The sequence below is a fragment of the Glaciecola sp. MF2-115 genome (genome assembly GCF_047250385.1).
Taxonomy (GTDB): Bacteria; Pseudomonadota; Gammaproteobacteria; order Enterobacterales; family Alteromonadaceae; genus Glaciecola.
The window spans coordinates 403,538-424,916 of record NZ_JBLBVM010000056.1; the positions used below are offsets into that span (position 1 = coordinate 403,538).

Annotated in this window: 23 protein-coding genes; 9 read left to right on the forward strand and 14 right to left on the reverse strand. The window is 41.8% G+C overall.

The features are described 5' to 3' along the window. Window positions 1–157: 157 nt before the first annotated feature. The 3 genes from ACKLNX_RS16930 to ACKLNX_RS16940 are packed head-to-tail and all read right to left on the reverse strand — an operon-like array spanning window position 158 to window position 2,290. The gene (locus ACKLNX_RS16930) at window positions 158–721 is read right to left on the reverse strand and encodes a sugar O-acetyltransferase (protein ID WP_412973216.1); all 564 of its coding nucleotides are present in this window, start codon (window positions 719–721) and stop codon (window positions 158–160) included. Between the two features lie 22 nt (window positions 722–743). Further along, window positions 744–1,304, reverse strand: coding sequence for a LemA family protein (locus tag ACKLNX_RS16935; protein ID WP_411693537.1), 561 nt, complete (start codon window positions 1,302–1,304; stop codon window positions 744–746). Between the two features lie 8 nt (window positions 1,305–1,312). Then, window positions 1,313–2,290, reverse strand: a complete 978-nt coding sequence (locus ACKLNX_RS16940) for a hypothetical protein (RefSeq protein WP_412973217.1) — start codon at window positions 2,288–2,290, stop codon at window positions 1,313–1,315. Window positions 2,291–2,698: 408 nt separating this feature from the next. Here ACKLNX_RS16940 and ACKLNX_RS16945 point away from each other — a divergent pair, with 408 nt between their 5' ends. Then, entirely contained in the window at window positions 2,699–3,304 is a 606-nt protein-coding gene (locus tag ACKLNX_RS16945) for a Yip1 family protein (RefSeq protein ID WP_412973218.1), read from the forward strand. A 128-nt stretch (window positions 3,305–3,432) separates the two neighbouring features. Here ACKLNX_RS16945 and purF read toward each other — a convergent pair whose 3' ends face one another. The 11 genes from purF to ACKLNX_RS17000 all read right to left on the reverse strand — a co-directional run bounded on the left by purF (window position 3,433) and on the right by ACKLNX_RS17000 (window position 13,805). Then, window positions 3,433–4,953: an amidophosphoribosyltransferase gene (gene purF / locus ACKLNX_RS16950; protein WP_411693534.1), complete on the reverse strand. Its 1,521-nt coding sequence runs from the start codon at window positions 4,951–4,953 to the stop codon at window positions 3,433–3,435. Between the two features lie 13 nt (window positions 4,954–4,966). Next, window positions 4,967–5,458 (reverse strand): CvpA family protein, encoded by a 492-nt coding sequence (locus ACKLNX_RS16955; RefSeq protein ID WP_411693533.1) that lies wholly within the window; start codon window positions 5,456–5,458, stop codon window positions 4,967–4,969. 169 nt (window positions 5,459–5,627) lie between these two features. Further along, window positions 5,628–6,371, reverse strand: a complete 744-nt coding sequence (locus ACKLNX_RS16960; protein ID WP_411693532.1) for an SPOR domain-containing protein — start codon at window positions 6,369–6,371, stop codon at window positions 5,628–5,630. Between the two features lie 46 nt (window positions 6,372–6,417). Next, complete coding sequence (gene folC, locus ACKLNX_RS16965; protein WP_412973219.1) at window positions 6,418–7,758, reverse strand: bifunctional tetrahydrofolate synthase/dihydrofolate synthase; 1,341 nt, start codon at window positions 7,756–7,758, stop codon at window positions 6,418–6,420. 53 nt (window positions 7,759–7,811) lie between these two features. Further along, window positions 7,812–8,666, reverse strand: coding sequence for an acetyl-CoA carboxylase, carboxyltransferase subunit beta (gene accD, locus ACKLNX_RS16970; RefSeq protein ID WP_412973220.1), 855 nt, complete (start codon window positions 8,664–8,666; stop codon window positions 7,812–7,814). A 199-nt stretch (window positions 8,667–8,865) separates the two neighbouring features. Then, window positions 8,866–9,645, reverse strand: coding sequence for a tRNA pseudouridine(38-40) synthase TruA (gene truA, locus ACKLNX_RS16975; protein ID WP_412973221.1), 780 nt, complete (start codon window positions 9,643–9,645; stop codon window positions 8,866–8,868). Window positions 9,646–9,669: 24 nt separating this feature from the next. Further along, the gene (gene rluB / locus ACKLNX_RS16980) at window positions 9,670–10,569 is read right to left on the reverse strand and encodes a 23S rRNA pseudouridine(2605) synthase RluB (protein WP_412973222.1); all 900 of its coding nucleotides are present in this window, start codon (window positions 10,567–10,569) and stop codon (window positions 9,670–9,672) included. Between the two features lie 16 nt (window positions 10,570–10,585). Next, complete coding sequence (gene scpB / locus ACKLNX_RS16985) at window positions 10,586–11,269, reverse strand: SMC-Scp complex subunit ScpB (RefSeq protein ID WP_412973223.1); 684 nt, start codon at window positions 11,267–11,269, stop codon at window positions 10,586–10,588. Between the two features lie 156 nt (window positions 11,270–11,425). After that, window positions 11,426–12,334: a segregation and condensation protein A gene (locus ACKLNX_RS16990; protein ID WP_412973224.1), complete on the reverse strand. Its 909-nt coding sequence runs from the start codon at window positions 12,332–12,334 to the stop codon at window positions 11,426–11,428. Next, complete coding sequence (locus tag ACKLNX_RS16995) at window positions 12,331–12,951, reverse strand: L-threonylcarbamoyladenylate synthase (RefSeq protein WP_411693525.1); 621 nt, start codon at window positions 12,949–12,951, stop codon at window positions 12,331–12,333. The genes ACKLNX_RS16990 and ACKLNX_RS16995 overlap by 4 nt, the downstream gene beginning before the upstream one ends. Beyond that, entirely contained in the window at window positions 12,951–13,805 is an 855-nt protein-coding gene (locus ACKLNX_RS17000; protein WP_412973225.1) for a PHP domain-containing protein, read from the reverse strand. The genes ACKLNX_RS16995 and ACKLNX_RS17000 overlap by 1 nt, the downstream gene beginning before the upstream one ends. 151 nt (window positions 13,806–13,956) lie before the next feature. On the opposite strand from ACKLNX_RS17000, the gene ACKLNX_RS17005 reads away from it, so the two are divergent. The 8 genes from ACKLNX_RS17005 (at window position 13,957) to ACKLNX_RS17040 (ending at window position 21,351) form a co-directional block, all read left to right on the forward strand. Then, window positions 13,957–14,082, forward strand: coding sequence for a hypothetical protein (locus tag ACKLNX_RS17005; RefSeq protein WP_411693523.1), 126 nt, complete (start codon window positions 13,957–13,959; stop codon window positions 14,080–14,082). Between the two features lie 163 nt (window positions 14,083–14,245). Further along, window positions 14,246–15,880 carry an anthranilate synthase component 1 gene (locus tag ACKLNX_RS17010; RefSeq protein ID WP_412973226.1) on the forward strand — a complete coding sequence of 545 codons (1,635 nt, stop codon included), beginning with the start codon at window positions 14,246–14,248 and terminating at the stop codon, window positions 15,878–15,880. Then, window positions 15,877–16,509, forward strand: coding sequence for an aminodeoxychorismate/anthranilate synthase component II (locus ACKLNX_RS17015; protein WP_412973227.1), 633 nt, complete (start codon window positions 15,877–15,879; stop codon window positions 16,507–16,509). The genes ACKLNX_RS17010 and ACKLNX_RS17015 overlap by 4 nt, the downstream gene beginning before the upstream one ends. Next, window positions 16,493–17,551, forward strand: a complete 1,059-nt coding sequence (gene trpD / locus ACKLNX_RS17020) for an anthranilate phosphoribosyltransferase (protein ID WP_411693520.1) — start codon at window positions 16,493–16,495, stop codon at window positions 17,549–17,551. Before ACKLNX_RS17015 ends, trpD begins: the two co-directional genes overlap by 17 nt. A gap of 17 nt (window positions 17,552–17,568) precedes the next feature. Next, window positions 17,569–18,987 (forward strand): bifunctional indole-3-glycerol-phosphate synthase TrpC/phosphoribosylanthranilate isomerase TrpF, encoded by a 1,419-nt coding sequence (trpCF, locus tag ACKLNX_RS17025; protein ID WP_412973228.1) that lies wholly within the window; start codon window positions 17,569–17,571, stop codon window positions 18,985–18,987. Between the two features lie 39 nt (window positions 18,988–19,026). Continuing rightward, complete coding sequence (trpB, locus tag ACKLNX_RS17030; RefSeq protein ID WP_411693518.1) at window positions 19,027–20,208, forward strand: tryptophan synthase subunit beta; 1,182 nt, start codon at window positions 19,027–19,029, stop codon at window positions 20,206–20,208. Next, on the forward strand, window positions 20,205–21,020 hold the full coding sequence (gene trpA, locus ACKLNX_RS17035; RefSeq protein WP_412973229.1) for a tryptophan synthase subunit alpha: 816 nt from the start codon (window positions 20,205–20,207) through the stop codon (window positions 21,018–21,020). The genes trpB and trpA overlap by 4 nt, the downstream gene beginning before the upstream one ends. A 31-nt stretch (window positions 21,021–21,051) precedes the next feature. After that, a complete protein-coding gene (locus tag ACKLNX_RS17040) occupies window positions 21,052–21,351 on the forward strand; it encodes a YciI family protein (RefSeq protein ID WP_412973230.1) in 300 nt (99 codons plus the stop codon). Window positions 21,352–21,379: the final 28 nt, after the last annotated feature.

Consider the following 21,379-nt stretch of genomic DNA (forward strand, 5'->3'; position numbering starts at 1 on the left):
CCTAGTCACATATTGCTTAGTGTTTTGCTGCTATTTATAGCTCATTACTATTCACACTATCATAGCCTCTTTATGACAGCCGCTCTGGTAATATTACTTTTTTGAAACGGCTTTATTTTATTCACTTTGCTATCACTCCATTGCTGAAGCTCCTTTGCTATAGCTCCTTTATAGGAACAGCCGGCACGCCAGCTACGACCGTATTGGCTGCAACTGATTTTGTTACAACAGCGCCTGCCCCAACAACAGCATTTTCGCCAATAGTTACGCCTGGCAAAATTTTTGCGCCCATACCTATCCAAACACTGTTGCCAATCGTAATGGCATGAGCCGTCTCAATACCTTTTCTTCGCTTATCTGGGTCTAGTGGATGCGTAGCGGTTGAGATCAGCACGCCTGGTGCCAACATAACATCATCACCTATGGTCACTGGAGCGCCATCAAGGATCACACATCCATGGTTCGCATAGAACTGTTTACCTAAATGAATATTGTATCCATAGTCACAATAAAACTGTGGTTCAATCCAAAATGACTGTGTGCTACCAAAAAGCCCTTTCAATAACTTCATGCCTTGCTTAAATTCGCTCGGCGGAAGTTGATTAAATTGATGACAAACCGTCTTGGCATTCATGCGATCGCGTTGCAATTGCTTATTACTGGGAAAGTATTCCTCCCCCATCATCATCTTTTGTTTTTCTATTTTATCATTTACCGTCATTATCACTTGTTACTCAAACGTACTAAAAATTAGGCTTGTAGTCATAAGACTCAACGGTCCCCGACTGATGGAAGTTAAGCAACGGTTCTTTTTTCGCAAACGCACTGTTCACAAGATTATACGGGATCATTTCAATCGAGTTATTAAAGTGCTCGACGCTTCGGTTATAAATGGTGATAGCGGCAGCCACATTTTCATTTTTATCACTAATTTCGTCCATCAGCTCCTGAACGATTTTAGTTGCTCCTAACTCAGGGTAACTCTCTGCTGTAGCCTTAAATGAAGAAAAAACCGCCTTCGATTTAGTTTCTACCTGAGCCAAAGCTTCAACATCAATTTTGTCTTCGTCTAAATCGTCAATCGATTCTCTTAGAGCAGTGACTTTTTGAATAAAATCACTTTCAAATTCTTTAAAATTCTCAGTTAGTTCGCTTAACTGTGGAATAACATCCTGCTTTAGCTTTTCGTAGGTGATGACGTCGGACCAAGCTCTTTTAGCTCTGTTTAAGTTAGCTATAATCTGATTGTATAAAATGACGATAGCGATAATAACGACGACAGCGATAATGAGTGAAGCAATCATATTAAGTCCTATTTGTTTTCGTTGATAAACTGTATCAGTTTTTTCGCACTATCCAACATTGGAATTCTGGCGGGCTTGAGCAATTGTTGCACAAAATCATTTGTATTGCGTAACGATGGTTTTCTTACCTGACTTGGAAAAACACTATCAGGTAACTCCAAACAGGCAACAGAATTCGCATTTACATCCATAGACTTTAAGAAACTGAAGTTATCTTCAAAGCCTAAAACCACTTTCGGATCAAAAAACTTCGCTGCTTGGATTTCAGACGCACACCTTACTTTAAATAATTTATTAAACGAACGACTTGCTGAATCCCATTTTGTCGCGAAGCGGCGTGTGTTTATGCTTAAGTAATTAAAGTCATCAAACTGCACCAGCATGCCATATTTAAAATGCGTGCTTCGAGTCTCAGTTGTGCGTGTACGACCTTTACTATCTGTCGAAGTGCTTCTTGTTACCTTCACATACTTGAATTCAAAAAGCGTAAACGGTGTTGTGTCAACGCCACCTAAATAACGTTTGGTGATACTTTGACTCTCGTCACCACATTTAAACAAGGGAAAAATATGCCTTAACTCTTTCCAATAGGCTTTAGAATCGAAATTATAATCTCTCTCTATACCCGCGTTGATGGCCACCGAACGCACATAAAGTTGATCGCCAACTCTTTTAATTAATGCGAAGCGTAAGTAGATAATCACGATGCACGGAATGCCAACAAGCCCACTACCGATCCTAAGCCAAATACGTTGTTCGTAAGTCAAATCCATCTGTGACCAAAAACTCAATAATACAGCGAGTACTGCCAGGCCGATACCAATAAAAGTAAGCGTATGATTAAATTGATATTTGTTCTTCCTAGCGAAGTCAGAAATGTGTTTCGCAACTCTAGAAATATCTTGTTCTGTTTTTGCCGTTATCGCATGTGCCTTTAATTCTTCCAAATGGTTTTTAAGCACTTTGTTTCTTGAATTTTGTCCCATCAATCCTCTCTGCATATAAATCAACAGCAAAGCTCAAGCATATCACAAGCTCGCTTTACTCTGCTTAGCATACTTACTTTGTCTCTACTTTCTGTTTTCAAAATGATGAGACGCTCTGCTGTACGTGCTTATGATTTTTACTTATTGATAGCCTTGATGAATAGCGTAGTAGAACATAATCACCGACATGTATTTGACCCCGATATACATTTACGCGAAACTCTTGTTAAAGTGATGTTAATAAATTATATTAATATTAACTTTTTGGTAACACAAACAAAGTAATGTAGGTCACTTTGTCATCCTAAGGATGAAGAATAAGTAAACTTGCTTGGCGCTATTATCGGTGGGCTGCGCTGCAAGGCCATAATTAATATTTAGAACAACCTTGTTGTAGTAGGAGTCACAATGATTTTGAATCATTTATGGGGTATTTATACCCACCCGAAGGAAGAATGGCAGACAATTGATAAACGTCATGAATCTTATTTTTACGCTTTAAGCCATATTATGCTCATAGCGCTTATTCCATCTGGCATGGCATATTATGCTTCTGCTCATTTAGGTTGGGATATTGGTGCTGGTGCAACTGCCGATACAATTAAGCTAACACAACAAAGTGCGATGCAAATGGCCGTCGCAATGTACTTTGGATTGATCATAGGTGTTGTGGCACTTGCGGTTTTAATTAACGAGTTAGCAAAATCATTCGACTCCTTCCCTACTTACACACAATCATTAGAGCTAGCAGCTTATACCGCTACACCAATTTTTATGACTGGATTTAGCGCTTTCTATCCAGAGCTATGGTTTATTATGTGTGTAGGACTTGTTGGCCTCTCATACTCTGTTTATCTTTTATATTCTGGTGTGCCAATTATGTTGCATATACCAGAGGAGAAAGGCTTTATTTACAGCAGCTCTGTAGTGACATGTGGCCTTGTTCTACTTGTTATTTTAATGGCCTCTTCAGTAATACTATGGAGTGTTGGTGTAGGCCCTCAGTACATGTAATTAAGCATACCCAGTTCGGTAAATAGAACAGTAAAATGACAAAGCCCGCAGTTAAGCGGGCTTTTTTGTGTTTAGATTTTTTTAAATCTGGGCTTTTATATGTTTCAGTTTTTAGCTCCAGTTTGAGCTTAATCAGCAGAGCCCATGTTGTGCATTTCAAGATTACTTAATTCTTCCTGAATTACAGGCGACTTAATTTTCTCTCCTCTGGATTTATCGATGCTCTCTAGATAAGCCTGATCAACATCACCGGTAATATAAGTACCATCGAATACAGAGGTTTCAAATTTACTAATGCTCGGGTTTTCTTCGCGAACGGCATCAACAAGGTCAGCGATGTCCTGGAAAATCAAACCATCAGCTTTGATGCACTCGCTAATTTGCTCTATCTCACGACCATAAGCAATTAGCTCATTCGCAGAAGGCATATCAATACCATACACATTCGGGAAGCGAATCTCAGGTGCTGCCGATGCAAAATACACTTTGTTTGCGCCAGACTCACGTGCCATCTCAATAATTTGTTCTGATGTTGTGCCTCGTACAATTGAGTCATCAACTAACAGTACGTTCTTACCTTTGAACTCAGATGAAATCGCATTTAATTTACGACGAACAGATTTTCTGCGCTGGGTTTGACCAGGCATGATAAACGTTCGACCAATATAGCGATTTTTAACGAATCCTTGTCTGTAAGGCTTGTCCAAGGTATTCGCAATCTGCAGCGCAACATCCATTGATGTTTCTGGAATAGGAATAACGACATCGATATCAAGGTCTGCCCATTCTCTAGCAATTTTCTCGCCTAATTTACGGCCCATATTGACGCGTGAAGCATAAACACCAATACCATCAATAAAGGAATCAGGACGGGCAAAATATACGAATTCAAAGATACATGGGCTAGTCTTTGGATTCTTCGCACATTGCTTAGTAAATAATTCACCGGCTTCGTTAACATATATTGCTTCACCTGGCGCTACATCACGAACAAATGTAAAGCCGACTGAATCCAATGCTACGCTTTCAGAAGCGACCATGTATTCATCACCGTGCTCTGTTTGACGCTTTCCGAGTGCAAGTGGCCGAATGCCAAATGGGTCTCTAAACGCCACCATGCCATTACCAATTATCGCTGCTACCACTGCATATGCACCTCTAATTTTTTTGTGCACTGATTCAACGGCGGTAAAGATTTCTTCTGGCTTTACTTCAAAACTTGCGGCATCTTGTAAGGCGTGAGCAAATATATTAAGCAATAGTTCTGAATCAGATGTTGTATTGATATGCCGTCTTGCGATACTGAAGACTTCAGCTTGAAGTTCGTGTGCATTGGTCAGGTTACCATTGTGCGCAAAAGCAATTCCGAAAGGTGAATTTACGTAGAAAGGTTGTGCTTCAGCAGAACTTGACGAGCCCGCTGTTGGATAACGGCAATGACCGATACCGACGTTTCCTGTCAGTCGCTTCATATGGCGAGTGCGAAAGACGTCTCTAACTAAGCCATTCTCTTTGCGCAAATGAAACATGCCGTCATCTATTGTCATAATACCTGCAGCATCTTGCCCACGATGCTGAAGCACCGTTAGTGCATCATAGATGTCTTGATTAACCGGACCTTTACCCACGATTCCAACAATACCACACATAAAAACTTACCTTTTATTCGGTAGGAGAAAGAAAACTAGAGCTTTCCTTCACATATTCAAAAAACCATTCGATAATGACTGAGAATTCAGGCACCAGTATAGATTTACTCCACCACTCGCTTTCGGCAAATGGCGTAAAAGTGTCCATAAAGAAGAGTAAAGCACTAATAATGAGAACGCCTCTCAAAGCACCAAAAACGGCGCCTAGCGCTCTGTCAGTGCCGCTGAGACCTGTTGCTTTAACTAATTGTGAAAACACATAATTGATAAGTGCGCCGACGATTAAGGTCGAGATAAATAGGATAGCGATTGCGACGCCATTCCTGAACATTTCATCAGAAATACGAGTCAAAAAATTTGCAAGTTGTGGATAAAGTTGACTAGAAATGATAAAGGCTGAGAACCAAACGACTAAAGAGATCGCTTCCTTTACAAAGCCACGAATGACGCTGATGACGGCAGACAAGGCGATAATGCCTAAAATAGTGAAATCAAACCAGTTCATATAAGAATTGCATCATAGGTTGAAGTTCTGTCAATAAGCTTTTCAAAAAATTGACATCAGCCAAATAGACCTAGACAACATGAAAGGGGCTTTCTAATTTGCGGCGCATTCTACCAGAAGCAGACATTGTGTCCAATAACAAAATCGACAAATCTAATGCTTTTTTAGCTCAATCAGAGACCACATTAAATGTAGTTACTTTACCGGTCAAGCCAGTAGTCTCTTTCAAGTGAGGCAAGGCTAAATCTAATTTTTCTTTGTCTAACTCTGGTCCAACAAAGACTTTAGTTAAGCGACCAGCACTTGTTTGCACTTTTCTGCTGAATGTACGATAACCCGCTTTTTCAAGTTTGCGTATTAGATCGTTAACATTTTTCTGATTTCCAAAACTACCTAGTTGCACTACCCAGCCAGCATTATCATTCGCGCCTGCAGCTTCGGTTTTCACTACAGTTTGATTGGCTAATGAATTATCTTCACTTGCATCTTTGGTATTGGCGTCTTTATTGTTTGCAGCTTGAACGTTCTTAGCCATTTGCTCTGCAATTCGACGCTCTTCAGCGGCTTTATCATTCGCAGCAGATACTTCGTTGCTAGTGTCGTTATTAGTATCGTCGCTATTGCCGTTTTCCATGCCATCGGTCGCACCGTCATTGCTTTGTGATTTTTCTAAAAGTGCGTCGGACGCTTCTTCTTCAACCACAACAATTTCTCGACGTGTCGCATTCGCAACTTCTTCTGTAGGAAAGGTATCGGGTGCAACAGCGGATAAATTTGATGTTGATTGCGGAAAATCAACGAAGCTTTCAGTGTTAGTTTGCTTTTTCCCATCCAAATAATCAGGCAGAAAAATAACCGTCACGGCTACTAGGATAACCGTTCCCACAAGCCTGTTTTGTAACGCATTCGACACTGAAAATTCCTCAACAAATTAATTAGTAATGTTAGTTAACTGGTGATTATGCACTAGCATGGTATTTGAGAACAGCCGCAACAGTCAAAAAAGATCCCATAACCAAAATAATATCATCCGCTTGAGCATTCTCTAAGGCTTGCTTGTAGGCAGTTTCAACATTATAAAATGCTTCAATTGTCGAATGTATATTTAGCTCAGTGCCATGTTTTACAGCATCTGCGAGTCGCGTAGCCTGAGCCCCTCTACTTGTCGGTAGTGATGCGCAATACCAATGTGCTTTGATATCAACAAATGCTTGAAGGCTAATCTCTATATTTTTGTCTTTTAACATACCCGCAACAATATGACATTTATCAAAGCTATAAGTTCTGATTAAGCGGCTTAATTGTTGCGCACTATCTTCATTATGAGCGACATCAAGGATCACTGCGCAATGAGTGCCCTCTTCTTTCTGACGCAATATATGGTGACGGCCCATCACTTGGGTGTTATCAATAATTTTTTGAATAGTGTTGGTCGAAGTTATAAAAGGATTACCATCAACTAATCTATTGGCATGACTAAACAGTTTGTTCAACATTAAACATTTGCTAAGTGCGTTTACCGCCGCTAATGCTGTCGCCACATTTTGCTTTGGTATTTTAGCTTTTTCTGTGGAAAATTCATGTCCTTGAATGCTCACCAAATTACTTGTCTCATCAAAGATAAAGTCAGTCCCTCTACAGACGAGTGTCGCACCAATAGCATTCGCATGATCTAACATCGACTGTTGCGGATTTTCCTCACCGATAATAGCCGCCTTATTTGCTCGGAATATGCCTGCTTTCTCAAACGCAATTTTTTCCTTTGTGTCTCCTAACCAATCTTGATGATCAAGTCCGATACTTGTGACCACTGCTACATCTGCATCTATCACGTTGACGGCATCGAGTCGCCCGCCTAGACCAACCTCAAGAATAATGACATCCAATTTTTGATCAGAGAAAGCCTTTAACGCTGCCAGGGTTGCGAATTCGAAGTAAGTGAGTTCAATAGGACTTGAGACAGGTGTATTTCTGCTAGTATCAATAGCTGAAAAAATATCGCATAAATTATCTTCTGAGATTTGCTCGCCATTCAAACGAATACGCTCACAAAAACTGACTAAGTGAGGTGAACTGTAAACACCGACGGTAAGACCAGCGCTCAAGCATACTTGTTCAATAAGAGCACATGTTGTTCCCTTGCCGTTTGTACCGGCAACCGTAACAACACACTGCTTTGTGAAGTCAATATTTAGACGATTTACTAGGTCCTTAGTACGCGACAAGCCCATATCAATTTCCTTGGTATGGGCTTGTTCGATATAAGTCAACCAATCAGATAGACTTGTGTTTTTATTCATTACCGATGCATTTCAACTATAAATAAATCTACTATAAAGAAATTTACTAGCCTTTAGCTAGCAAGGTGATGATGGTGCAATTTTGAAAGCACTGAATACAATTTATCACGCATCTGTCGGCGATCAACAATCATGTCTATCGCGCCTTTCTCAATAAGGAATTCACTGCGCTGGAAACCAGCAGGTAAGGTTTCTCTTACTGTTTGCTCGATAACACGAGGACCGGCGAAACCGATTAAGGCTTTTGGTTCAGCAACATTAATATCGCCTAACATCGCTAAACTTGCTGAAACGCCACCCATTGTTGGGTCGGTTAAGACCGATATGTATGGAAGACCTTTTTGACTCATCTTCGCCAACGCAGCACTGGTTTTAGCCATTTGCATTAAGGAAAGCAATGCTTCTTGCATACGTGCACCGCCACTTGTGGAAAAGCACACTAAAGGCGTATTGTTTTCCAAGCAAGCATTAACCGCCGCAACAAATTTCGCGCCCACAACAGATGCCATTGAGCCACCCATAAACGCAAACTCAAAACTAGCAACAACTACTGGCATGCCGTTCAAAGTACCTTTCATCACAACTAATGCATCTTTCTCATTTGTTGCTTTTTGGGCAGCTGTAATGCGATCTTTGTACTTTTTACTGTCTTTGAATTTGAGGATATCTTGAGGTTCTAGATCAGCTGCAATTTCCTCACGACCCTTTGCATCCAAAAATGCATTGATTCGAGCACGCGCTGTGATGCGCATGTGATGATCACACTTCGGACAAACTTCTAATTGTTTTTCTAATTCAGTTTTGTAAAGCACTGCATTACAAGAACCACATTTAGTCCAAATACCCTCTGGTACATTACTTTTAATTGAAGACTGCGTGCGTGGAAGTATTTTCTCAATCCAGCTCATTGAACATTCCTATTATTAATTCTTTTCAAGTCGTTTTAATGCTTATTTGCTCGCGATAACACTAACGTTTTTAGTCGTTAGACGCTTTAATTCGTTTTTCTTAGTGACATTCGACAAGTCTTAGCCGCTCATTAAATCATACATTTGTGAAATGACGAAAGTAAAACTGGTCTAAGAAGTACTTATGTCGATATATTTATTACAAAAATATAGGGCCAAACGGGCTCTTGGGCATATCAAATTCGTCAGGATACACAACATTAACCAAGTATAGACCATTAGGTCTGGCCGTTGTACCTGCTAGCTTTCTGTCTTTGGCCTCAAGCGTCTCCTTCATCCAAGACACGGTTTCTTCTGAGGTGCCTACACGCACTAAAGAGCCGACGATGTTCCTAACCATATGGTGTAAAAACGCGTTTGCAGCCACTTCAACAATCACATAGTCTCCCTTTCGTGTGACAGTGATCTCTTCCATTCTGCGAACTGGCGAATGGGATTGGCAATTCGCAGCACGAAATGAGCTGAAATCATTTGATCCGACAAGACACTGTGCAGCTTCGTGCATTTTATCTGCATCTAAAGGGTAGTAAACATGCGTGATACCCGCATTTAAAATTGCCGTACGCAAAGGGTGATTATAGATGATATAACGATAACGTCGCGACGTTGCCGAGAATCGCGCATGGAAATCGTCCGTTGGGAACTTTGCCCATTTAACGCTGATGTCTTTCGGTAAATGAGTGCACACGCCCCGCGTCCATGCCTTTTCTGGCCTAACAACTTCCGTATCGAAATGGACGACCTGATAAGTTGCGTGCACTCCAGCATCGGTTCGCCCCGCGCAGGTAACAGCCACAGGCTCCAACGCAATTTTTTCCAAGGCCTCTTCAAGTTTTTGCTGAACACTGATGAAATCGTTTTGACGCTGCCATCCAAAATATTTGGAGCCGTCATACTCTATGCCTAAGGCTATTCGCATGGTTTTAAAATCACTTTAATCAAATTACTTTTTAGTTCTTGTTTGAGTAGAATGTCTTCTGCCCTGCCCGGCTTTATTCAACTTATGCTTTTTAACTGAGCGACGCATTCTATTGAGACGAACATGGTCTAGTTTTTCTTCTTTTACATTTAAAACCGTTTCAGTTTCATTTGGCAACTGAACCATCTTTCTCAACTGATTAACTCTTGCAAGGTCTAATTCAAGCCAAGCGCCTTGAGGTAAGCGCTTTTGTAAATCTAGGTTGCCGTATCGAACGCGCATCAAGCGGCTAACTTGAACGCCTTGAGATTCCCATAAACGTCTCACTTCCCTATTTCGGCCTTCTGAAAGAGTCACGTTGAACCATTGATTTTGACTTTCATCATCAGAGGGGCGCACATGAATATGAGTAAATTTGGCCATACCATCTTCTAGTTCAACACCTTTCTGTAAAACTCTGAGCATCTGAGGTGTCACTTCACCGAATATTCTAACCGCATATTCACGTTCAATTTCATGGCGAGGATGCATCAAGCGATTCGCTAGTTCACCGTCATTGGTGAACAGAAGAAGTCCACTCGTATTGATATCGAGTCTACCAACCGCTATCCAACGATCATCTACGATTTTTGGTAAACGCTCAAAAACAGTTGCTCTGCCCTCTGGGTCATTGCGCGAGCAAAGTTCGCCTTCTGGTTTGTTGTACATCAGGACACGACAAACCGACTTTTCATTACTGCGGGAGATAAGATGCCCATCTACACGAATTTGATCAGTGAGCGCGACACGATCGCCTAAAGTCGCTTTTTGGCCATTCACCGATATACGCCCTTCTTGGATCCAACGTTCCATTTCTCTTCGAGAACCAATACCGTTATTGGCTAGGGCTTTTTGTAACTTTTCTGTTTCTTGACTATCCGTCATAATTTCTTCACTTTATTTAATGTAGCTGTTCGTTGTTAGACGAACTGTTTTCTGTGCGCTTCTCAACGCTCGAATTTGTTGGCTGCTTGTCGCTAATGCTGTCATTACCTATTTCTTCAGAGCTCACTTCAACATTCATGTCGGAAGCCGCCATAGCTTGCTCCAAGCTTTCTGCGAAATCTTCTGCTGAAGGCAATTCGGCTAAAGTAGACAATGAAAAGTAGTCCAAAAATGTTTTGGTAGTCGCTAAAAGCGATGGCCTGCCGGGTACTTCTTTATGTCCAACTACCTTCACCCAATTTCTTTCTGTCAGTGATTTCACGATATGGCTACTTACCGAAACACCTCTAATTTCTTCAATTTCACCGCGTGTAATCGGTTGTCGGTAAGCAATTAATGCCAAGGTTTCCAACATCGCCCGACTGTATTTAGGTGCATTTTCTTGCCACAATTTACTTAGTAAGACACCCAAAGCCTCATCAGACTGGAAGCGGTAACCACTTGCAACTTTTACTAGATGAATTCCACGCGGTGCATAATCTAACTCAAGCTCAGCAAGCACTTTTTTAATCTGTGCCGTTGAAACGCTAAAATCGCTTAAAAACGTTGTTTTCATCTCATCAATGCTAAGCGCTTTATCTGCAACAAAAACTCCAGCTTCGATCAGCTGTTTAAGTTGAGTTTCATTTATTTTTTGCATCTACATTATCCACCATATGCACTCATTTTATGCACGTGCTTTATGCATTAAACTCGGCAATTCGTATAGAAAGACTTTGCACGGCTAAACTTGCTTGCCGTATTTTACCTTATTTTCAAGTAAACGACGTAGGTAATTATGTGCAATAAGCTAATTTCAAATTTCGTCGTATTCAATTTCGCCCAATTTAACGTATATAGGGGTGAAAGCGCTTTCTTGTGAGCTCTCTCTTTGTGAACTTTCCCCTAGTGAGCCTTCACCTTGTGAACATATTATCAATCCACTCTTCACCAATTCCAAAATAGCGATAAAAGTGACAACAACGCCAGCCCGCCCTTCTGAAAGGCTAATAATGCTTGAAAGTTCAGTGTAGGTGTCATGCTTGAGTTGCTGGAGCAAATATGACATCCGTTCGCGAGTTGATAAAACTTCTTTTTCAATCTGGTGGTGCTCAAAAGCCTGTGCGCGTTGCATTGCGGAATGAAAGGCAAAGGCTATTTCTTGTAAGGAAACTTTAGGGAGATGCTTTATTGCTTGAACGTTGTCGCTTGGTTGTGCAGAAGCGCTAAAATTGTCACGTTCCATTCGGGGCGCTAAATCAAGCTCTTCAGCAGCTTTCTTAATCTGCTCATATTCTTTTAAACGTCGAATAAGTTCGGCGCGAGGATCTTCTTCATCTTCAGGTGCATCATCGCGTTTAGGTAGGAGCAGTCGGGACTTTATTTCTGCTAGCATTGCTGCCATCAGCAAGTATTCGCCGGCTAATTCCAACTTTAGATCAGTCATTACTTCAACATACACCATGTACTGTTTGGTAATTTGTAGAACAGGCAAGTCTACGATATCAAATTTCTGACGGCGTATGAGGTAAAGCAATAAATCGAGAGGCCCTTCAAAGCTGTCGAGAATGACTTCAAGGGCATCAGGTGGAATATAGAGGTCTTCGGGCTTTTCTATCAGCGCTTCACCATTTACAAAGGCTAATGCGAGAGGTTGTTGCTCTTTAATTTGAGTAAGTTCTGACTTAGCTTTTACTATATCCACCGGCGTGTCGTTTTGGCTCATTCAAAAGGCGAAGGGTCGCCATTTCCAACTCGGATTATATCCGTATTACCTTCGGACATGTCAATGACCGTTGTGGGCTCCTCACCTAAATAGCCGCCATGAATAATCAAACCCACCAATTTTTCAAGCTTGTCTCTGATTTCTTCAGGATCTGTTTCAGCCATAGAGGTATTAGGTAAAATTAAGGTAGTCGACATCAAGGGCTCACCGAGCTCTTCAAGCAAGGCAAGTGCAATAGGATTGTTTGGCACACGGATACCGATAGTTTTGCGTTTTGGATTTTGCAAACGCTTTGGTACTTCTTTCGTTGCTTTTAAGATAAACGTGTAAGGACCCGGTGTGTTGTTCTTAATCTGCCTAAATGCGGCATTATCGACTCTTGAATAGACTGATAACTCTGACATATCTCGGCACATTAATGTGAAGTTATGATCTTTGCCAATATCTCTGATTCGACAAATTTGTTCCAGCGCTTTCTTGTTTTCCATCTGGCAGCCGATCGCATATCCAGAATCTGTTGGGTAAACTATCACTTCTCCCGACTTAATAATTTCGCAGGCTTGCTTGATTAAACGAGCTTGCGGGTTGTCAGGGTGGATGTAAAAAAACTGACTCATTAAAGCCCCTCTTCAGATGTCGCTAAATTCCAATTATGCCATACCGGTGTAACGGTTTGAGGTAGGTCCAAACGTCGACCCAATTCTGTAAATCTGCTTGGGAAATGAAAATCTGAACCAGCTGATGCAAGTAAGGCATTGTCAGACATTATTCCCTGCAGTAATTTTTTCTTATCCGCCGCCATATTTGGATGTGTAATTTCCATCGCATCGCCGCCGCTTTCTGCAAATTCAGCGACGAGCCTTCTTAACCACTTTGTGGTCATATCATAGTGTCCGGGATGAGCTAATACGGCTTGTCCACCAGCGTCATGTATCCATTCTATCGCATCTTGAATACTAATCCACTTCGGCGTTACGTGCGCCTTTTTGCCCTTTCCCAAATATTTGCTAAAAGCCTGTTGAGCATGCGTACAAATTGATTTTTGAACTAATGCACGGGCTATATGATTTCTTGATATTTGAGCACCATCGGCGATTTCTAATGCCAGTTCATAAATACCAAGGTGTCCACACTTAGCTAATTTTTCGCAAATACGCGCGGCACGTCTGTCTCGTTCAGCGAGTTGACTCTCTAGACGTTGCAAAAAAATGTCACAGTCCTTATCGACTTGCAAACCCACAATATGGATATCAAAGCCGTGCCAGGAAGTAGAAAGCTCGACTCCTGCAATCAAATTTAATTTGATATTGCTGTTTTCAAGGTATTCACGGGCGATATTAATACCGGATACGGTGTCATGGTCGGTTAAAGCTAGCACGTCCACTTGCATTTGTTGTGCACGCTGAACCAACTCAATTGGTGTTAGCGCTCCATCAGAGCACGTTGAATGACTGTGTAAATCTATTTTCAATTCATTTTCTTCTTAAATATAACAACTAAAACCGTCATTAGGCTTGACATAAAGACGCTTTTGTTTTCTTCTATGCAGTATACATGAAAGCAAATCGTATAAATACGGATTACCGAAAATACGAAGCATCAATAAACAAGATTAAGAGAACATGTTAAAAACGATTCAGTCACTAACAGTTAATACAAAATATGCTGCATTGCTTGCAGATATGAGTGCCGCAGTTCCTGCGAATAGCGCTCAAAAGAATGTTTGGTGGTGGCACGAGCTCAACTAAGGGCTGTGCAAACGTGTTCGTTTCACAATATTAAAGCCCGTTTAACGGGCTTTTTTTTTGATTCGTTTTTGCCCGAAAAATAAATAAAAAAAATCTAAATAATAAAAAATAATAAATCGAAACCGCTCGTTCGGTTTCCAATTGCATTACAACGAGAATATAAATGAGTTTAGCAGAGTTAGGACAATTACCTGGTCAGGTAGAAAGTATCATTATCGATGGACCCTATGTTTCCGACCCATTATTAGCGTATCAGGCGCTCGGAAAGGAAAATAGCTTACTACTTGAGTCAGCAGAAATTGATAGTAAAGCAAACCTAAAAAGCCTTTTACTGATTGATGCTGCCATTCGCATAGAATGTAACGACCAAAGCGTGACCATTACAGCTCTATCAGCAAACGGCTACTCAGTATTCCCCTTATTGATTGAAGCACTGAAGCCATTCCACTCGGCACAAGAAGTATCGGAAGATAATATTCGTTTTGAATTTCCGCCAGTGGACCAAAACTTAGACGAGGATTCTCGCCTCAAACAAGCGAGTGTGTTTGATGTATTGCGAACTATCACAGAAAAAATTCAAACCCTACGTGACCATCCAAACGCATTATTTTTAGGTGGTGTCTTCTCTTATGACTTGCTCGGCACATTCGAAAAGCTGCCAGAAGCAATATTTGGTGCAAATAACTGCCCCGAGTATGTTTTCTACCTAGCCGAAACTTTATTACTCATCGATCACCAGAACGCGCACACACAAATAATTGGCTCTGTATTTAGCGGTGCGCATGTCGCTCAACACTATTTCAGTATTCATCAACGTTTAGAACAAATAAAACACCAATTGGCATCACTTCCCTCTGAGATTTCAGAAGCTGAATTTATTGAAGATTTGGAGCTTAACGTTGATAAGTCCGACGCTGAATATTGTGCCGATGTGGAAAACTTGAAAGAGCATATTTTGGATGGTGATATATTCCAAGTTGTGCCTTCACGTTCGTTTAGCTTACCTTGCCCATCGCCACTTGCTGCTTATCAGAAACTGAAAGTACAGAATCCATCGCCTTACATGTTCTATTTAAATGATCAGGACTTTACGATGTTCGGCGCATCACCTGAATCGGCTTTAAAATATGAAAAAGAGACAAACGTCGTCGAAGTCTATCCAATCGCAGGTACTCGGCCTCGCGGCAAGCGCGCGAATGGTGCCATCGATTACGATTTAGATAGCCGCCTTGAATTGAATTTACGCCAAGATGAAAAAGAAAAAGCCGAACATATCATGCTCGTAGATTTAGCTCGAAATGATGTCGCAAAAGTAAGTAAAGCAGGCACAAGGCATGTCAAAGATCTTTTGAAAGTTGACCGCTATTCGCACGTTATGCATTTAGTCTCTCGTGTTGTGGGCGAACTGCGTGAGGATTTAGATGCATTACATGCTTATCAGGCATGCATGAATATGGGCACCTTAGTTGGCGCTCCAAAAGTCAGTGCAGCATCACTCATTCGCAATGTAGAAAAACAAAAACGCGGCAGTTATGGTGGTGCCGTAGGTTATTTAAATGGAAACGGTGATATGGACACATGCATAGTGATCCGTTCCGCCTTTGTTCGACTAAAAACGGCATATATTCAAGCGGGGGCTGGCGTCGTTAACGACTCGGTTCCACAAGCGGAAGCTGACGAAACGCGCGCTAAAGCTCAAGCTGTCATTTCAGCAATTATTGCAGCACATACGCCAAGCGTCGACACAGACCGAACTTGCGAAGAGGAAGAAGGGAAACAACAAGGAGAGTCTGTATGAGCCAACAAATCAATCTAGTACTCATCGATAATATCGATTCATTTACTTACAATCTCGTTGATGAAATTCGCAGCTTAGGGGTAGAAATGACGATTTATCGCAATACGGTTGATACCACTACCGTGTTGAATAAACTCGCAGAGTACGAAAAAAATGGCCCAACGATACTGATGCTATCACCCGGTCCTGGCGCGCCATCAGACGCTGGTTGCATGCCCGACTTATTGAAGAAAGTGCGCGGCAAGTATCCCGTATTAGGGATTTGCTTGGGCCATCAGGCGATTGTTGAGACTTATGGCGGTGTGGTTGCTAGAGCGCCGGAAGTAATGCACGGTAAGGCATCTCATATGAGCTATAGTGACACCCCCGAGACTAGGCTTATATTTGCTGGCCTAAATCAGCCTCTCTCTATTGCTCGTTATCATTCATTAGTAGCAACTCAAGTGCCTGATCAACTACAAGTTATTGCTAACATAGACGGTTTGGTTATGGCAGTTTTACATACAACTGATAGAATGCTCGGCTTCCAGTTTCATCCAGAATCAATACTCACCTGTGATGGCAGCGTATTGCTTATGCAAAGTATCGAAATTTTAGCGGGAGTTGAGCCAAATGAACACTCAAAATAGGCAAGTTGACTTTACTTCTCAAGATTTTCTGAATGCCTTGGAAAAGGTTTATGCGAAAGAATCCATGAGCTTCGTTGAAGCCGAATCAGTATTTAACCGAGTGATGCAAGGTGAAGTCGCTGAAGTCGAATTAGCCGCATTATTAATTGCTCTAAAAATGAAATCTGAATCGACGGATGAAATTGCTGGTGCAGCATCAGCGATGGTGAAAAATGCCAAACCATTTCCTCGTCCTGACTATCAGTTTAGCGACATAGTGGGCACAGGTGGTGACGGTCATAACACGATTAATGTATCGAGTGCAGCCGCAGTGGTAGCAGCCAGCTGTGGTGTAAAAGTAGCCAAGCACGGAAACAGAAGTGTGTCGAGCAAGTCTGGCTCTTCAGATTTATTTGCCGCCTTTGGATTAAATTTGGAGATGAGCCCAAATACAGCTCGAAAATGTCTTGATGAAGCAAACTTGTGCTTTTTAGCCGCTCCTGCGTATCACTCTGGAGTAAAGTATGCGATGCCGGTGCGCCTTGCATTAAAAACAAGAACCTTGTTCAACATACTGGGTCCATTGGCAAACCCAGCTAAGCCAACACACAGTTTATTAGGCGTATATACACCTGCATTGTTAGATACCTATGCGCAAACGATGGTAAAACTAGGTCACAAAAAAGCCTATGTTGTGCACGGCAGCGGTTTAGATGAATTAGCCTTACACGGCGAGAGCCAAATTGTAGAAGTAAATAACGGGATCATTACAAAAACTCACGTTAGACCAGCAGATTTTGGTTTAAGTGAATATCCCTTAAGTGAAATTGAAGGCGGTGAGCCAGCGCTCAACAAAGCACTCATTGAAGATGTATTTAACGGCCGTGGAAAACCCGCTCATACGGCAGCTATTGCGATGAATGCTGCGGCATTATTAAGGCTAAACGATTTAGCGACTACTTATGCAGAAGCTTGTGATATGGCGATGGCATCAATTGAATCAGGCCAACCTATGCAGACAATTACGAAAGCTGCACAGTTAAGCCAAGTTAACCCTAACTAAAGATGTAAGAGAATATTGTGTCGAAAAACGTATTAGAAACAATTGTTGATGATAAAAAAGTAGAAATTGCCAAAAGAAAAATTGATTTTCCTTTGCACTCTTTCATCGACACATTAAAACCTTGTAATAAAGATTTTTATGCAGCCCTTGCAGCACCTAATGCTAGTTTCATTCTAGAGTGCAAAAAGGCCTCGCCGTCGAAAGGTTTGATTCGAGAAAATTTCGATTTAGATGAAATTATAGAAGCCTACGCGCCGCACGCATCCTGCTTTTCAGTACTCACTGATGAGAAGTATTTTCAAGGTAAATTTGAGTATCTCGACTATGTTACCTCAAGGGTAAAGCAGCCAGTTATTAACAAAGATTTTTTCGTCGACGAGTACCAAATATATTTAGCACGTTATCACAATGCTGATGCGGTTCTTCTCATGTTGTCAGTATTAGATGACGAACAATTCACAAAGTTAAATGCTTTAACTCACCAGCTAGGCATGAGTGTATTAACCGAAGTGAGCAATGAAGAAGAAGTGCAAAGAGCACTGAAACTTGACGCTAACATTATCGGCATAAACAATCGCAACTTACGCGATTTAAGCACCGATTTGGCGACAACAGAACGCTTAGTTCCAATGATTAAAGAAAGTGGCTTCAAAGGCGTCATCCTGTCTGAATCAGGCATTTACAAGCATTCTGAAGTACAACGATTAAGCCCATTGGTCGATGGTTTCTTGGTTGGTAGCGCACTGATGTCAGAAGCCAATTTGATCAACGCAGTAGAAAAACTAGTGTTTGGCGAAGTTAAGATATGTGGCATTAATTCTGTTGAGAATGCGCAGAAAGTAATGGCAACGCCTGCAAGCTATATGGGCCTGATATTCGCGACTAAATCACCGCGCTACGTATCGCTTGAGCGTGCAACAGAAATAACAACTCTTTCGACTAGTAAAAAGTTCGTTGGGGTGTTTTTGGACAACCCAATAGAAATGGTCGCCGACTACGCACGTAAACTCAAGCTTTCAGCAGTGCAATTACACGGTAATGAATCCATCGATTACATGCAAACTTTGCGCACGTTGCTACCTGAGTCTTGTGAAATATGGGCCGTCGAATCGGTACTACAATCAGAATCTGATTTATCTGACTTAGCAACTCAGACCTTAGTTGCGAAATTGGCTGTCGCCGACAAAGTCTTGCTTGATTGCAAAGTAGGCGAACAAGTTGGTGGTACAGGCGAGTCCTTCGATTGGCGATTGTTAGAGGATGTGCCTCAAAAACACAAATTGATATTAGCGGGCGGCTTAAGCCCGAGCAATATCCAAGCGGCGAGAAACACTCAAGTCGCAATATTAGATGTAAATTCAGGTGTGGAAAATGCACCTGCTGAAAAATCAGAATCCAAACTAAGCAGTTTATTTAGCGCTTTACGAGCGTACTAGAAAACTGTTTCGTTAAAATTAAAAGAAGTGAGCATTAAAATGAACAAGTTAGATAGTAAATTTGGTGATTTTGGTGGCATGTATGTCCCTGAATTATTAATCCCTGCGCTTGACCAATTAGAGCAGGCATTTTTAGATGCAAAAGAAGATCCTAGTTTTCAGAAAGAATTTATGGATTTACTCAAGGATTACGCCGGCCGTCCCACAGCGATGACGCTGACTCGCAATATCGTTTCCAATCCTTTAGTTAAATTGTATTTGAAGCGTGAAGATTTATTACATGGTGGCGCTCACAAAACCAATCAGGTACTTGGCCAAGCTTTGCTTACTAAACGCATGGGTAAAACCGAAGTGATTGCAGAAACGGGAGCCGGCCAACATGGTGTTGCGACCGCTTTAGCCTGTGCCCTTTTGGGCTTAAAAGCACGCATATACATGGGCGCAAAGGATGTTGAAAGACAATCACCAAACGTCTTTAGAATGCGCTTAATGGGTGCTGAAGTGATTCCAGTTAATTCAGGTTCAGGCACCTTAAAGGATGCTGTCAACGAAGCCATGCGCGACTGGTCAGCAAACTATGACAAAGCACACTATTTGCTGGGTACCGCAGCTGGTCCGCATCCGTTCCCAACAATTGTGCGCGAATACCACCGAATGATTGGTGAAGAGACCCGTGCACAAATCATGGAAAAAGAAGGTCGCTTACCAGATGCTGTTGTCGCTTGTGTTGGTGGCGGTTCGAATGCCATTGGTATGTTTGCTGATTTCATCGATGAACCGTCGGTGCGTTTGATTGGCGTTGAACCAGCAGGTAAAGGTGTTCATACCAAAGAGCATGGTGCGACTATTGTGACTGGTACAAAAGGAATACTGCACGGTGCTTTCACTTACATCATGCAAGACCAAGATGGACAAATTGAAGAGTCATATTCAGTCTCTGCTGGGCTTGATTATCCTGCAGTGGGTCCGCAGCATGCCTTTCTTGCAGAATCTGGTCGAGCAGAATATGTCGCTATTACAGATACCGAAGCCTTAAATGCCTTTCAGCTTCTAGCTAAAAAGGAAGGGATTATTCCTGCCCTAGAATCTTCGCATGCCCTTGCTCATGCATTAAACATGGCTGATGAAGCAACTGAAGAAATGATGATTGTCGTAAACTTGTCGGGGCGTGGTGATAAAGACTTAGCTCATGTGACTAGCATTTTGGGAGAAAACCTATGAGCACAACTCGCTACGCAGATATGTTTGCCAGCCTGAAGGCGAAAAAGGAAGGTGCTTTTGTTCCATTCGTTATGATTGGCGACCCAAACAAAGAGCAATCAATCGCAATAATAGACCAACTCGTTAAAAGCGGTGCCGATGCGTTAGAGCTAGGCATCCCCTACTCTGACCCAATTGCTGATGGTCCCACTATTCAAAAAGCGAGTATTCGAGCATTAGGTAGCGGCATTAGGCCACAAAGCTGCTTCGAAATTTTGGCGGAAATTCGTGAAAGACACCCTAGCGTTCCAATTGGATTGTTATTATACAGCAATCTAGTATTGGTTAACGGTATCGACGACTTTTACGAGCGCGCTTCTGCAGCTGGCGTTGACTCAATCTTGATTGCCGATGTTCCTTTGCGTGAGGCTGACCGTTTTATCAGCATTGCTAAGCAACACGATATTCAACAAATTCTTATCGCTCCTCCTAACGCAAGCAACGAAACCTTGCAAGCAATTGGCGAGAAGTCAGATGGTTACACATATTTACTCGGTAGAGCCGGTGTAACTGGAGCTGAAACCGCTGTAGAAATCCCTGCAGCAGAACTTATTGCTAAGCTAGCACAATATGAAGTTGCACCTCCTTTACTTGGCTTTGGAATAAGTACTCCTGAGCAAGTCAGAAATGCGATTGAATCTGGCGCAGCGGGTGCAATATCTGGTTCCGCTACGGTGAATTTAATTGAAGCGAATTTGGCAGATAATGAAAAAATGCTGAAAGACTTAAGTAGCTTCGTCATTACCATGAAAGCGGCTACGGTGTTGAAGTAGTCGCATTTAATATGGAAGAAGGAAAAACATCATGTGGTACCTTATTTATGCTGAAGATGTTAAAAACAGCTTAAACAAAAGAATGGCAGCACGACCTGCACATTTAGAAAGAATACAATCTTTAGTCGACCAAGGAAGAATTTTAGTCGCTGGACCAACACCAGCCGTTGATAGTGAAGATCCTGCTGAAGCTGGCTTTACCGGCTCACTCATTATCGCGCAATTTGAATCCCTTAGCGACGCTAAAGCATGGGCTGACAACGATCCTTACGTGACATCTGGCGTGTTTAAATCAGTCACTGTGAAACCTTACAAAAAAGTGCTGCCCTAAAAAGGCGTACTTTTTTGTATATATAAAA

Bases quoted from the DNA above. Each gene is read 5' to 3' on its own strand.
- ACKLNX_RS16930 (WP_412973216.1), bottom strand. From the start codon at position 721: ATGACGGTAAATGATAAAATAGAAAAACAAAAGATGATGATGGGGGAG.
- ACKLNX_RS16935 (WP_411693537.1), bottom strand. From the start codon at position 1,304: ATGATTGCTTCACTCATTATCGCTGTCGTCGTTATTATCGCTATCGTC.
- ACKLNX_RS16940 (WP_412973217.1), bottom strand. From the start codon at position 2,290: ATGGGACAAAATTCAAGAAACAAAGTGCTTAAAAACCATTTGGAAGAA.
- ACKLNX_RS16945 (WP_412973218.1), top strand. From the start codon at position 2,699: ATGATTTTGAATCATTTATGGGGTATTTATACCCACCCGAAGGAAGAA.
- purF (WP_411693534.1), bottom strand. From the start codon at position 4,953: ATGTGTGGTATTGTTGGAATCGTGGGTAAAGGTCCGGTTAATCAAGAC.
- ACKLNX_RS16955 (WP_411693533.1), bottom strand. From the start codon at position 5,458: ATGAACTGGTTTGATTTCACTATTTTAGGCATTATCGCCTTGTCTGCC.
- folC (WP_412973219.1), bottom strand. From the start codon at position 7,758: ATGAATAAAAACACAAGTCTATCTGATTGGTTGACTTATATCGAACAA.
- accD (WP_412973220.1), bottom strand. From the start codon at position 8,666: ATGAGCTGGATTGAGAAAATACTTCCACGCACGCAGTCTTCAATTAAA.
- truA (WP_412973221.1), bottom strand. From the start codon at position 9,645: ATGCGAATAGCCTTAGGCATAGAGTATGACGGCTCCAAATATTTTGGA.
- rluB (WP_412973222.1), bottom strand. From the start codon at position 10,569: ATGACGGATAGTCAAGAAACAGAAAAGTTACAAAAAGCCCTAGCCAAT.
- scpB (WP_412973223.1), bottom strand. From the start codon at position 11,269: ATGCAAAAAATAAATGAAACTCAACTTAAACAGCTGATCGAAGCTGGA.
- ACKLNX_RS16990 (WP_412973224.1), bottom strand. From the start codon at position 12,334: ATGAGCCAAAACGACACGCCGGTGGATATAGTAAAAGCTAAGTCAGAA.
- ACKLNX_RS16995 (WP_411693525.1), bottom strand. From the start codon at position 12,951: ATGAGTCAGTTTTTTTACATCCACCCTGACAACCCGCAAGCTCGTTTA.
- ACKLNX_RS17005 (WP_411693523.1), top strand. From the start codon at position 13,957: ATGTTAAAAACGATTCAGTCACTAACAGTTAATACAAAATATGCTGCA.
- ACKLNX_RS17010 (WP_412973226.1), top strand. From the start codon at position 14,246: ATGAGTTTAGCAGAGTTAGGACAATTACCTGGTCAGGTAGAAAGTATC.
- ACKLNX_RS17015 (WP_412973227.1), top strand. From the start codon at position 15,877: ATGAGCCAACAAATCAATCTAGTACTCATCGATAATATCGATTCATTT.
- trpD (WP_411693520.1), top strand. From the start codon at position 16,493: ATGAACACTCAAAATAGGCAAGTTGACTTTACTTCTCAAGATTTTCTG.
- trpB (WP_411693518.1), top strand. From the start codon at position 19,027: ATGAACAAGTTAGATAGTAAATTTGGTGATTTTGGTGGCATGTATGTC.
- trpA (WP_412973229.1), top strand. From the start codon at position 20,205: ATGAGCACAACTCGCTACGCAGATATGTTTGCCAGCCTGAAGGCGAAA.
- ACKLNX_RS17040 (WP_412973230.1), top strand. From the start codon at position 21,052: ATGTGGTACCTTATTTATGCTGAAGATGTTAAAAACAGCTTAAACAAA.